Source organism: Robertmurraya phoenicis (assembly GCF_047302285.1).
Classification (GTDB): domain Bacteria; phylum Bacillota; class Bacilli; order Bacillales; family Cytobacillaceae; genus Robertmurraya.
Genome location: NZ_CP154845.1, coordinates 2,376,264 through 2,388,735 on the forward strand (window position 1 = coordinate 2,376,264; position 12,472 = coordinate 2,388,735).

12 protein-coding genes are annotated in these 12,472 nt (G+C 37.6%); 7 read left to right on the forward strand and 5 right to left on the reverse strand.

Going from position 1 to position 12,472, the window contains the following annotated elements; all coding sequences use genetic code 11:
• Positions 1–26 precede the first annotated feature (26 nt).
• Positions 27–266, reverse strand: a complete 240-nt coding sequence (locus AA0X71_RS11730) for an Rdx family protein (protein ID WP_413362328.1) — start codon at positions 264–266, stop codon at positions 27–29.
• A 269-nt stretch (positions 267–535) separates the two neighbouring features.
• Here AA0X71_RS11730 and AA0X71_RS11735 point away from each other — a divergent pair, with 269 nt between their 5' ends.
• The 3 genes from AA0X71_RS11735 to selD all read left to right on the forward strand — a co-directional run bounded on the left by AA0X71_RS11735 (position 536) and on the right by selD (position 3,092).
• Entirely contained in the window at positions 536–886 is a 351-nt protein-coding gene (locus AA0X71_RS11735) for a hypothetical protein (RefSeq protein ID WP_413362330.1), read from the forward strand.
• A gap of 68 nt (positions 887–954) precedes the next feature.
• Positions 955–1,941 (forward strand): ketoacyl-ACP synthase III, encoded by a 987-nt coding sequence (locus AA0X71_RS11740; protein ID WP_413362332.1) that lies wholly within the window; start codon positions 955–957, stop codon positions 1,939–1,941.
• An 80-nt stretch (positions 1,942–2,021) separates the two neighbouring features.
• Positions 2,022–3,092, forward strand: a complete 1,071-nt coding sequence (selD, locus tag AA0X71_RS11745) for a selenide, water dikinase SelD (RefSeq protein ID WP_413362334.1) — start codon at positions 2,022–2,024, stop codon at positions 3,090–3,092.
• Positions 3,093–3,123: 31 nt separating this feature from the next.
• Here the strand turns inward: selD and AA0X71_RS11750 are convergent, their stop codons facing one another.
• From AA0X71_RS11750 to AA0X71_RS11765, 4 genes are all read right to left on the reverse strand, one after another.
• Positions 3,124–4,035 carry a pseudouridine-5'-phosphate glycosidase gene (locus tag AA0X71_RS11750; RefSeq protein ID WP_413362336.1) on the reverse strand — a complete coding sequence of 304 codons (912 nt, stop codon included), beginning with the start codon at positions 4,033–4,035 and terminating at the stop codon, positions 3,124–3,126.
• Positions 4,035–5,138 carry a carbohydrate kinase gene (locus AA0X71_RS11755; protein ID WP_413362338.1) on the reverse strand — a complete coding sequence of 368 codons (1,104 nt, stop codon included), beginning with the start codon at positions 5,136–5,138 and terminating at the stop codon, positions 4,035–4,037. The genes AA0X71_RS11750 and AA0X71_RS11755 overlap by 1 nt, the downstream gene beginning before the upstream one ends.
• A 187-nt stretch (positions 5,139–5,325) precedes the next feature.
• On the reverse strand, positions 5,326–6,261 hold the full coding sequence (locus AA0X71_RS11760; RefSeq protein ID WP_413362340.1) for an L-threonine 3-dehydrogenase: 936 nt from the start codon (positions 6,259–6,261) through the stop codon (positions 5,326–5,328).
• 50 nt (positions 6,262–6,311) lie between these two features.
• A complete protein-coding gene (locus tag AA0X71_RS11765) occupies positions 6,312–7,502 on the reverse strand; it encodes a glycine C-acetyltransferase (RefSeq protein WP_413362342.1) in 1,191 nt (396 codons plus the stop codon).
• Between the two features lie 309 nt (positions 7,503–7,811).
• Here AA0X71_RS11765 and AA0X71_RS11770 point away from each other — a divergent pair, with 309 nt between their 5' ends.
• The 4 genes from AA0X71_RS11770 (at position 7,812) to AA0X71_RS11785 (ending at position 12,458) form a co-directional block, all read left to right on the forward strand.
• Positions 7,812–9,368 (forward strand): ABC-F family ATP-binding cassette domain-containing protein, encoded by a 1,557-nt coding sequence (locus AA0X71_RS11770; protein WP_413362344.1) that lies wholly within the window; start codon positions 7,812–7,814, stop codon positions 9,366–9,368.
• Positions 9,369–9,691: 323 nt separating this feature from the next.
• Positions 9,692–10,027 carry an ArsR/SmtB family transcription factor gene (locus tag AA0X71_RS11775; RefSeq protein WP_413362346.1) on the forward strand — a complete coding sequence of 112 codons (336 nt, stop codon included), beginning with the start codon at positions 9,692–9,694 and terminating at the stop codon, positions 10,025–10,027.
• Positions 10,028–10,241: 214 nt separating this feature from the next.
• Entirely contained in the window at positions 10,242–11,240 is a 999-nt protein-coding gene (locus AA0X71_RS11780) for an NADP-dependent oxidoreductase (protein WP_413362348.1), read from the forward strand.
• Between the two features lie 333 nt (positions 11,241–11,573).
• Positions 11,574–12,458, forward strand: a complete 885-nt coding sequence (locus tag AA0X71_RS11785; protein ID WP_413362350.1) for a putative selenate ABC transporter substrate-binding protein — start codon at positions 11,574–11,576, stop codon at positions 12,456–12,458.
• Positions 12,459–12,472 lie beyond the last annotated feature (14 nt).

A 12,472-nucleotide genomic window follows, 5' to 3' on the forward strand; every position in this document is an offset into this window, starting at 1 on the left:
CCCGTTATATGTTAGGGGCTTTTAAGTTACATGTTTTCCATTATTTCAATCACTTCTTTATTTTTCGGGAATATGCCTGTATCGAGCTTCGAATAGATCTTCTGTCCATTAACGATGACTTCAAATGCTCCACCACTACTTGGGATAAGCTGCATTTCCTTTATATTGGAACGAAAGTGGCTAAATAACTCTTCCGCGAAACTCGCGGCTTTTGGTGCATAATTTCATTGCATACAGAATTCTACGATGATTTTATAGTCCTTCATCAATGCCTCTCCTTTTTTTGGAATAATTCACAAAAAATTCACTTTTTATTATTTACATTTTAAAACAAAAAACGTTTTTCGACAAACACTTAAAAATAGGTCAAAAGTCTGTTGTTTTTATAGAAAAATAAATACAAAGACCTATATGGAAGAATTATATTTTTTTCGGAGTGAGTTTTTGCATTAAATCCCGTTCACAGTAGGTTTTTCATTTCGTATAATTAACTCAGTTATGCATTGAAAAAACAAAATATGAGGGAGTTTTGAAAATGGCAAAAGAAGGTTCTTTTTCTATCAAAGTGAATCGGGTAGCAAAAACAATTGATTTAGTAGTTGCAGGAACATTTACTCCGCAACAGGTACAAGAGTTTGTGGGAGATTATACAGGAAAAGTAAAAAGTATAAACCCCAAAGAATATACGTTAAACGCTGATTCAACAGATATGGATGTGTTAACACAAGAAATGGTCCCTGCGATGGAAAATACGATTCGTATGTATCAGCAATCTGGATTTGACAAATTAGTCGTTACAATAAAGAAAAATCCCATCTTGAAAATGCAATTGAATAGAATCTTTAAAAACACGAATTTTACGAATGCAGAAGTAAAGGAAATCTAAAATTGTTTAATTGGATGACAAGACTCCTGTAGTCTTGTTTTTTAATTTATTGGAGGAAAATAAGATCTATGACAAATATTAAAATCCGTGACATCGCAATCTATCACCCTACTAATGCTGTACACAACAGCTACTATCTAGAACATTTCAAAAATAAAGGAAGAGACTCAACTCATTTTATTGAGAACATTCTCGGTCGCAAGTCACGCTATGTGATTAATAATGACAGCGAGAATAGTTTAACAATGGCTTTTGAAGCTTCGAAAAATGTATTAAAAAAATCCCATCTTACAGGTGAAGATCTTGATTTAATTATGTTTTCCTCACAAACACCTGAATATTTAGCTACTTCTAATGCGATTCAGCTTCACAATCAATTAAATGGTAAACATAGTACATTAACGATGGATACAAATGCCAATTGCGCTGGTATGCTTGTTGCGATTGATCAAGCTTCCCGCTATATGAAAGCAAATCCTTTTATCCAAAGGGCTCTTGTTGTAGGGTCAGATTACAACACATTAATGGCTAATCCTGATGAAGAAATCTCATATGCTAATTTCGGTGATGCCGCATGTGCGGTCATTTTAGAAAAAACAAATGAAGACACTGGGTTCATCGATTCGATCTACCATACGGATTCTGTTACGTATAGCAACACGAACTTCCCACGTACAGGGCTTTCGAACACGATTAAGGAGACTGGAGAACAAACGATGCAGTGGATTCCTTTCGATGGAAGTATCGCCATGCCTCCTACTTATCACATGTTTGAGACAATGCTTTCCAGAAATAATCTTTCAATCAATGAGCTAGATGCATTTTGTTTTTCCCAGTTTTCAATTGCCAATATTAAAACGATCCAAGAGCATTATCAATTAGATGAAGACAAGCTTATGTATATAGGAGATCGTTTTGGATATACAGGAACTACTAGTCCCCTCCTTGCTTTTTATGACGGTATTGAAAAGGGTCGGATTAAAAGAGGAGATCATGTTCTATTTTGGACGATTGGTGGAGGATTTCAACTTGTAGCAATTTTATTAAAATATTAGAAAGGTTGTCTACAAAGATCCATCCTATTGAGAAATAATCTTCAATCGTTGTGAAATGTTTGAATGAAGAGTTATACTAGATGATGGAGGTGGACAACGTGAGTAAAGAAGAAATTATTCGCCTTACTTCCTTATCTAGTAAAGCTGGTTGAGGCTGTAAAATTGGTCCTGAGGACTTAGCGCAAGTTTTGCGCTTATTACCAAAGCATGATCCGGTTCCTGAATTAATCGTTGGTCATGAAACATCAGATGATGGTGGGGTTTTTAAATTAACCGATGAAATTGCGCTCGTACAGACACTTGACTATTTCACTCCGATTGTCGACGATGCCTATATGTTTGGACAAATTGCTGCTGCTAACGCACTAAGTGATATATATGCAATGGGCGGAATTCCTAAAACCGTTTTAAATATTGTTGGTTATCCTGTGAAGAAGCTTGGCCCAGATATTCTTGCTGACATTTTACGTGGTGCTAGTGATAAAGTGGTTGAATCTGGAGCCGTTACAATAGGCGGACATTCCATTGATGATCAAGAGCCGAAATTCGGTCTCTCTGTTACAGGTATCGTCCATCCAGACAAGGTTTGGAAAAATGTTGGTGCTAAGCCTGGTGATTTGCTTGTCATGACAAAGCCAATCGGGGTTGGAATTATGACAACAGGCATTAAGAGACAAGCGGTAACACCTGAACAAGAAGTAAAAGTGACTGAAGTCATGGCTACTTTGAATAAAAAGTGCGCTGAACTTCTTCATCCGTACAACCCACATGCTGTGACAGATGTGACGGGATTTGGTTTACTCGGACATGGTAGTGAAATGGCACGAGGCAGTGAAGTAAGCTTTGAGTTTTTCTTTGATTCAGTTCCTGTTCTCGATGGTACATATGAATTAGCCAGACAAGGGATCATTCCAGGTGGCTCTAAATCCAATCATAACTGGCTTGTTGGTGATGTTGTTTATGAAGAAATCGCTCTTGAAGAGCAAATGATTTTATGTGATGCGATTACGTCAGGAGGTCTCCTCGTGGCATTGTCTGAACAAGATGCGCTTGCCTATGTCGCAAGCTTACATAAACATGGAGTTATCGATGCGGCGATTGTTGGAAAAGTAACAGAGAAAAGTGATAAGTTAATCTATGTAAAAAGGTGAAATCAGCATTGATTTCACCTTTTCGTATCATTTATTGCTCGTTAAAACTTACAGCAATTTCAGCACCTAAGCGGGCATTGTTTTTGACGAGTTCAATATTTGTTTCAAGGCTTTTTCCGCCAGTAAGTTCTTTCACTTTTGCTAGCAAGAACGGTGTAGAGTCTTTCCCAGTAATATGATTTTCATTGGCTTCCTCTAACGCCTTCTCAATTACGTCTGTGATGACTGTCTCATCCATTGCATACTCTTTTGGAATTGGATTTGCAATGACAACTCCACCTATTAAATTTAATTCCCACTTTGTTTTTAATGTAGCGGCAATTTCAGAAGCTTGGTCAGCACGGAAGTTGACAAAGTGCTCACTTGTTCTTGTATAAAACGCCGGTAGACGATCGGTTTGATATCCGATTACAGGGACGCCTTTCGTTTCTAAATATTCCATTGTTAATCCTAAATCAAGAATCGATTTTGCCCCCGCGCAGATGACAGCTACATTTGTATTGGCTAATTCTTCGAGATCAGCTGAAATATCCATCGTTGTTTCAGCTCCACGGTGTACTCCACCAATTCCCCCTGTTACAAAAATGCGAATATCTGCTAAGTCTGCACAAATCATTGTTGCAGCAACGGTTGTAGCTCCCTTTTTCTTTGTTGCAATTAAATATGGAATGTCACGTCGAGAAGCCTTTGCTACATCCGTGCTCTTACCAAACATTTCAAGTTCTTCATCGGACAAACCGATCTTAATTTTTCCATCTAAGATGGCAATTGTCGCAGGAACGGCTCCTTTTTCACGAATGATTTCTTCTACCTCTCTTGCGGTCTTTACATTTTGTGGATAGGGCATGCCGTGAGAGATGATCGTAGACTCGAGGGCTACGATTGGTTTCCCTTGTGCTTTCGCTGCTTTTACTTCTTCTGATAACACGATATATGATTTCATTATATTTCCTCCATGTCCTTTTGTAATTGTTTTGATGTAAGATCCTGGCGTACGGTGTAAGGTGACTGCAACGTTTTATAGGCGTTCATGGTGCCTGCTTTGCCTATTTCTCTAATGTTTTTTCCTTCAAGCCATGAAAAGACGACAGCTGCAGAAAATGCGTCTCCTGCTCCAGTAACATCAATAATTTCTGTCACTTCTTTGGCGGGAATATAAAGTGTTTCTTCTCTATTTCCGATTAGAGCGCCTTTCTTGCCGTTCGTGATAATGACATTTTTAATGCCTAATGAGAGCCATCTCTCTAAAGCGTTACTCCAATCGTTCGCATCACTAATTTTTATATTAAAATAGGCTTCTGTTTCGTCACAATTTGTAATTAACCATGTAACATCGTCTAACCTTTCGGGGAGTCGCTTCATTTTTGGGGACGAAACCGGGATTAGAACGATATCTTTCTTATCTTCCCTCGAAAAATGGCATAGAAAATCTAGTGCATCCTTTGGTGTATTTAAATCAGCGATGATACACTTTGATTGTCTTAACAAGGAAAGGTGATTTTCTAAAAACTTTGGCGTAATAAATTCATATACCTCCATGTCTGCTAGAGCCATGACCATCTCGCCAGATCGTTCTAAAATCGCTGTATATGAGCCCGTCGATGCTTTACCAATATGCGAAACAAAATCTAAGTTCATATAAGGAGCGGAAACTTCTTTAATAAAACGCCAGTCAGAGTCTTGTCCACAGCATGTCAGTAATGAAACATTATGTCCAAGTCTTCCTAAGTTCTCGGCAATATTTCTTGCAACTCCTCCAGCGCTTTGTGTCGATTTCACTGGATTCGAAGTTCCCAATTGCGCTTTCTCTTTTACATGGAATTTACGGTCAATATTAGCTCCACCGATACAGACAATCGGTTCATCCTTGGATAGCACGTAGGCGCGGCCGGCAATATAGCCCTTTTTCATGAGACCGGAGATTAAGTTTGCCACCGTTGGGCGTGAGATGGATAATGCATCGGCCAATTCCTGCTGCGATATATATGGATTCTTTCGGATTAGTTGGAGAAGCGTTTTTTCTTTATCTGATAATTGTTCTCTCATTCTTCCACCCCCCTAATTTCAATTATAAACATTTGTTTAAAAATAATAAACTGTTGTTTATATTATATCGTTTTATAGTAAATAATGCTAGTTTTTTTCCTATGATCTAGAATTCTTCATAATCGATATCTTCATACATAAAAGAGCAAGCTCACATAAAGTAAGCTTGCTCTCATTATTAGTAGTTTTATAGTTTTGCTCGCAGCTTTTCTAACATATCAATCGTCATCGTATGAAGATCGTATTTTGCGTTAAAGCCCCATTCTTCTTTGGCAGCTGTCGCATCGATCGAATTTGGCCAGCTGTCGGCGATTTGCTGTCGTGCTGGATCGACATTATATTTCAATTCAAAACCTGGTATATGCTTTTGAATCTCACGAGCAATCTCTTCTGGGTCAAAACTCATCGCTGTTACGTTAAAGGAATTGCGATGCTTTAATGTTGCCGGATCAGCCTCCATTAATTGGACGATGGCATCCAATGCATCTGGCATATACATCATATCCATATAAGTTCCTTTATCAATATAGGATGTGTAATTGCCATTACGGATTGCTTCATAATAAATTTCAACCGCATAATCAGTGGTACCCCCACCTGGTGGAGTAACATAAGAAATTAAACCAGGAAACCTTAATCCTCTTGTATCGACTCCAAACTTATGAAAATAGTAATCTGAGAGTAATTCACCGGCTACTTTATTGACACCATACATCGTGGTTGGACGTTGTATCGTGTCCTGCGGTGTATTGTCCTTTGGTGTTGTTGGACCAAAGGCACCGATTGAACTTGGAGTGAAAAATTGACAATTTAACTCCCGAGCGGTTTCCAGAGCGTTGACGAGTCCACCCATATTGAGATTCCATGCAAATATCGGCTTCTTTTCAGCCGTTGCTGAAAGCAATGCGGCAAGATGAATAATCGTATCGACTTCATACTTTTTCGCGATCTCATACATTTTATAATCATCTGAAACATCTAGCGTTTCAAATGGTCCTTCTGTTTCTTCATCCTTGCGAATATCGGTAGCGATGACATGCTCTGTCCCGTATATATCTCTTAATCTGACCGTTAATTCTGAACCAATTTGACCTAATGCTCCAGTAATTAATATTCGTTTCATCCCTTATGTCCTCCAACCTTTACCTCACTCATACTTTTTTAATCGAATGCTTATATAATCCCCATTTCTTTCCCAACCTTTTCATAAATGGAAATGGCTTTATCGAGCATTTCCTTTGAATGAGCAGCAGAAGGCATGTTACGTACTCTTCCGGTACCTGTAGGAACTGTTGGGAATACGATTGATTTCGCATATACACCCTCATCATTTAAGCGACGGCTAAACTCTTGTGTTTTCACTTCATCTCCGATGATACAAGGCGTGATCGGTGTTTCGCTTTCGCCAATATCAAATCCAAGGTCGACTAATCCCTTTTTTAAATAGTCAGCATTTTTCCATAGACGTTCATTAAGTTCAGTGCTTTCCATTAAAATTTCTACCGCTTTAATACTTGCAGCAACGTCAGCAGGTGTTAATGAAGTTGAAAATAAGAATGGTCTGCTTCGCACTTTTAACCAGTCAATTAATTCTTGTTTTCCTGCCACATATCCACCAACAACACCAATCGCTTTCGATAAGGTTCCAATTTGGAAATCAACTTTATCAGAAAGACCAAAGTGCTTAACAGTACCTGCTCCTTTTCCTAATACACCAGAGCCGTGTGCATCATCGACATAGGTGATTAAATCAAATTCTTCCGCGATTTCCACAATTTCAGGAAGCTTGGCAATATCCCCATCCATTGAAAATACACCATCTGTAATAACCATCACTTTATTATATAGACCAGATTCAGTTGCTTCCTTTGCTTTTGTACGTAAATCATTCATATCTGAATGGTTGTAGCGAATAATTTTTGCTCTCGATAAGCGACACCCATCAATGATGGAAGCGTGGTTTAATTCATCTGAAAGAATGGCATCATTCTTATCCATGACGGCACTAATTGCCGCCATATTACAATTAAAACCTGATTGATAAGCGATGGCTGCTTCTGTATGTTTAAATTCCGCTAATTTTTTTTCTAATAGAATATGTAATTCTAATGTCCCATTAATCGTACGAACGGCACCTGCACCTACTCCAAACTTTTCAATGGCATCTGTTGCCGCAGCTTTCAGCCTGTCGTCAGTGGCTAAACCCAAATAGTTATTTGAAGAAAGATTGATCAGTTCTTTTCCATTAATCTTAATGATAGGACCATTGGGACTTTCAAGGGGATCAATCACATTGTAAAGCCCTTTTTCTTTTAAATCATCTAAATTTGTCTGTAAAAAAGCATCTAATTTATTGCTTGACATAACGTTTACCTCCTTTATTTTTAAAAAACAGAAAACACATGTGTCTTCCCTGAAAGGACAACAAAAACTCGTCTTTACCGTTGGTACAATTAGTTTTCACTATCATTACTTTATCATATTTTTTCATTTCGTACACCTATAAAGGACAGATTTGGAGAATGAACATGGTTTTGTTTTTTGGTTTAAATTCCAAATCTTACGATCGAGATGAAAGATCTAGTTTTGACCCCCGGAATTTAGTATGATAGATAAAGTGATTTATTTTATTGTGTGTTATTAATTTAGAATCTAAAACAAGTGGGGATATATATGAGCTTATTAACAGTTGAAAAATTGAGTCATACATTCGGTGACCGTACATTATTTAAAGATGTTTCCTTCCGTTTACTGGCAGAGGACCATGTTGGTCTTGTTGGTGCGAATGGAGTTGGGAAATCAACATTAATGAACATTATTACAAAACAATTAATTCATGATTCTGGGAAAGTGGAATGGACGCCTGGTGTTCACTACGGTTATCTTGATCAACATACCGTTCTAACACCTGGAAAAACGATTCGAGATATTTTAAATGATGCCTTTCTTCCTTTATTTGAAGATGAAGCAAAATTAAATGAAGTAACAGCTAAAATGGCTGATGCTACACCTGAAGAATTAGAACTTTTATTGGAAGAAATGGCAGAGATTCAAGATCGCTTAGACGCTGGAGATTTCTACAATCTCGATATGAAAGTGGAAGATGCTGCTAGAGGTCTTGGTTTGGATGCAATAGGATTAGAGCGTGATGTTACAGCCCTCAGTGGTGGACAGAGAACGAAAGTCCTTTTAGCAAAGCTTTTATTAGAAAAGCCCAAAGTATTACTACTAGATGAGCCAACTAACTTTTTAGATGTGGAGCATATTCGCTGGCTAACTGGCTACTTAAGAGAATACCCACATGCATTTATTTTAATTTCTCATGATACAGAATTTATGAACCAAGTATCTAACGTGATTTTTCATCTTGAATTCTCAAAGATGAATCGTTATACAGCAACATATGAAAAATTTCTTGAACTAGCGGAAATTAATAAAAATCAGCACATTAATGCATATGAGAAACAACAGGAGTTTATTAAAAAGCAGGAAGATTTTATTGCGAAGAATAAAGCGCGTTACTCTACAACTGGTCGAGCAAAAAGCCGTCAAAAGCAGTTAGAAAGAATGGAAAGAATTGATCGACCTGAAACAGCGGTTAAGCCTACCTTCTCCTTTAAGGAATCACGCAGTAGCTCACGCTATGTATTTGAAGGGGAAGATTTCGAAATTGGATATTCCCACCCTCTTCTTCCTAAAATGTCAATGACCATTGAACGTGGTGAAAAAATTGCCATTGTTGGTTGCAATGGTGTCGGAAAATCAACCTTATTAAAAACGATGCTCGGTGTAATCAAACCGATTAGCGGAAAGATTGATAGAGGTGACTTCCTCTTCCCTTCTTACTTTGAACAAGAGGTTAAAGGGAAAGATATTACCCCGATAGATGATGTGTGGAATGAGTTCCCAGGACTTGATCAACATCAAGTGAGAGCTGCACTGGCCCGTTGTGGACTTAAAAATGAACATATTTCAAGACCGATGACTCAATTAAGTGGTGGCGAACAAGCGAAAGTTCGTCTATGTAAATTACAAATGCATGAAAGTAACTGGCTTCTTTTTGACGAACCAACGAACCATCTCGATATCGATGCAAAAGCAGAGCTAAAGCGTGCCTTAAAGGCATATAAAGGCACTGTCGTATTAGTTTGCCATGAACCAGATTTCTATGAAGATTGGGTTACGAAGGTTTGGGATGTTGAAAAATGGGCTGAACAGTTATCAAAATAAGTACGTAGTTCCCCTACTATAAGTTGGTCGACAAAAGGCATTGAGAGCATAAATTTCGATGCCTTTTGTCGTTTTTTAATGAAAATACAGAAAACTACCGATGATTACTACACCTGGCGCTTAAACTCTCCTCGTCACATGCTTCTGTGGGGACTCACTTAGAATACTAATCCCGCCGGAATCAAGAACTTCCCCTCTAAGATGATTCGTCTCGATTTGCTTTCTCAATATTGCTCTTAACTTAACAATAGTGTAATGTTTAATTCAGGCGTTTGGTTCATCAACTTAAACGATTAAACAGTTTATTGGAGGCATTATACTGAATGAATAAACAAGACCAACTAAATATGATTAAAGAGGATTTTTTGAATTGTCAAAAAGTACTATTGGCAATTGGTGATGAAACACGTCAATCGATTCTTTTAGTTCTAATGGGGACGGATTGTCAAACAGGATTACGTGTGGGTGAAATCACTGAACAAACACATCTTTCTCGACCAGCTGTGTCCCACCATCTTAAGGTTTTACGGGATGCTGGTGTTATTTTAATGCGTAAAGAAGGGACAAAAAACTTTTATTATATCAATGTACGTACAGAATTAGGATTATTAAGGACACTTGTATCAGATATTGATAAGTTCATGAAAGACTTTTATTGAACGCTGTTTTCGTATAGAATGTAGTGATTTGTAAAAACCCAAAAGCCGGTTTTTAGCCATATATCAGAGGTATTGCTATACATGAAGAGTGCTACGGCTATTTAGTCTTTAAGAGGAGATATAAGTATTTTGTTCGCCTACACTTTCGAATGAGCAACAATGTTTGCGAAAAGCCCTTTATTGAAAAATAGAATCTGATTTGGAGGAATAGAGAATGAAAGCAATGGTCATTGAGCGATATGGGAAAGTTCCAATGCGTTTAGCAGAACTGCCCACACCTGAAATTGGTGAATATGAGGTACTTGCAGAAATTCATGCAGCTAGTATTAATCCTGTTGATTTTAAGATACGTGATGGAAAACTGAAATTGTTAGTTAAATATCAAATGCCTCTTATCTTAGGGAACGACTTTTCTGGTGTCGTTGCAAAGGTTGGCGCAAAAGTGACTCGTTTTAGAGTTGGTGACGAAATATATGCACGTCCACAGAAGAATAAAATCGGTACTTTTGCTGAATATATCGCTATTCATGAGAATGATATTGCCTTAAAGCCTAAAAATTTGAGCTTTGAAGAAGCTGCAGCGATCCCGCTGGTTGGATTAACCTCCTATCAAGCTCTAGCAGAAATTTTACAATTACAAAAAGGACAAAAGATTTTCATTCAAGCTGGGGCTGGTGGTGTTGGTACCTTTGCTATTCAATTGGCCAAATTAATGGGTGCCACTGTTGCAACGACTGCAAGTGTTACTGGTGCGAATTTAGTAAAATCTCTTGGTGCAGATGAAATGATAAATTACAAGACAGAAAAATTTGAAGAGATACTGAAAAACTATGATGCCGTCTTTGATACACTTGGGGGCGAATACCTCGAAAAATCATTCAAAGTGATCAAAAGCGGAGGGAAAATTGTTTCCGTTTCGGGATTACCGAATGGCCGTTTTGGTAAAGAATATGGTTCGGGATTTCTTAAAACATTGTTATTTTCAGCAGCAAGCCATAAACTTACTTCGCTTGAAAAAAAGCATAATGTTCAATATGCGTTTTTGTTTATGAAGCCAAGTGGAGAGCAATTAAGTATTATCACAAACTTTATTGAAGCTGGCAAAATAAAACCAATAATTGATAGTGTGTTTCCCTTTGAAGATGCTCAAAAAGCGATGGAATATGCGGAGTCAGGAAGAGCGAAAGGGAAAATTATATTAAAAATCAGGTAGTTGTTGTCAAACGAAGCAAAATAAATCTTAACAATTTTTTATTCTGGATTTTATAAAGTCCCTCCCATTATTCATTCTGTTAACATTATGGAAACATGAAGTCTGTAATGAAGGAACCAAAGACTGAATTTTTAATCATTTGGAAGAGAATTTATGGCGATTTCCTTAACGTTGTTCATCCACATTTCCTGACACTCCTTATATCGAAATTATAGTTCATGCTTGAATATTGCTATCGATAATATAGATAGATATACACCGGAATTCTCTATTATTTATTCATTCTATCTACTATAATTACTATGGTCGTAAATTTACATCAGGAGGATTTAAATGAAAAAACTAGTAATCTTAGCTTTCTCACTTATGATTATGTTCGTATTATCAGCTTGTACTGGAAATGATAAAGAGGATACAGAAGCAGGAACGAATGAAGTTTTTAAAATTGGGGCGATCCCTGATCAAAACGCTGCGGATCTAAATAGAAGCATGGAACAAATTGCTGATTATTTAGCGAATGAGACAGGATTGGAAGTTAAATATGTACCGTCCGTCGACTATGCTGCACTCGTTACAGCATTTGAACGGGGAGAAATTCAACTGGCGTGGTTTGGTGGTTTAACAAGCGTACAAGCTATGAGTCTTGTTGATGGTTCAGAGGCTATTGCTCAAAGACCTCGTGACGAAGACTTTCACTCTGTTTTTATCGCGCAAAAGGATCTTCAATTAGACAGCATTGAAGACATTAAAGGACTAAGTTTCACATTCGGGAGTGAAAGTTCTACGTCTGGACATTTAATGCCAAGATACTATATGTTAGAAAATGGGGTTGACCCTGATAAAGATCTAGCTGGTGAACCAAACTATTCAGGTTCACATGATAAAACCTATAAATTAGTAGAATCAGGAACATTTCAAGCAGGAGCATTAAATGAAGCAGTTTGGGAAGGCGCAGTGAAAGAAGGAGCCGTTGATCTGAATAAAGTTGATGTTTTCTATACGACGCCTGCATACTATGACTACAACTGGACAATCAATACAGTTGATGATGCATTCGGTGAAGGAACAAAGGAAAAAGTAAAAAAAGCCCTCCTTTCAATGGGAGCAGAACAAAAAGACATGCTTGATATATTTGAAACAGATAAATTTATCGAAACAAACAACGATAATTATGATGCTATCGAAAAAGTGGCAAAAGAACTCGGCATCATTAAGTAAGCATTGAGGTGAGG